This window comes from Cellulomonas sp. GbtcB1 (assembly GCF_019091725.1).
GTDB lineage: Bacteria > Actinomycetota > Actinomycetes > Actinomycetales > Cellulomonadaceae > Cellulomonas.
In genome coordinates this window covers 1-229 of the sequence record NZ_JAGXJG010000713.1, presented here as the reverse complement: position 1 = coordinate 229, position 229 = coordinate 1, and the positions used below count along the sequence as shown (strand labels likewise).

Genomic DNA, 229 nt, shown 5'->3' with positions numbered 1-229 from the left:
GGACCGGGGCGAAGGTGGCCCTGGAGCTCGCGCGGGTGCTCGGCGGGGACCTGGACGTCGAGCGGGGGCGCGGCGCCGGCGGACTGGCCGAGGGCGCCCGCGGCGTCACGCCGGTGCGCGACGGGGTCGTGTGGGGCCGGGTGCTGTCCCGGTTCGGCGACGTGTTCGGGCCGTCGGACAACGTGGCGGCGCGGCTCACCGACATCGCCGACCCGAGCACGGTGCTGAC

Annotated in this window: 1 pseudogene; it reads left to right on the top strand. The window is 78.6% G+C overall.

What is annotated here, in order from left to right:
- Positions 1–229, top strand: a pseudogene (locus KVT14_RS21925) (adenylate/guanylate cyclase domain-containing protein); the annotation flags it as partial.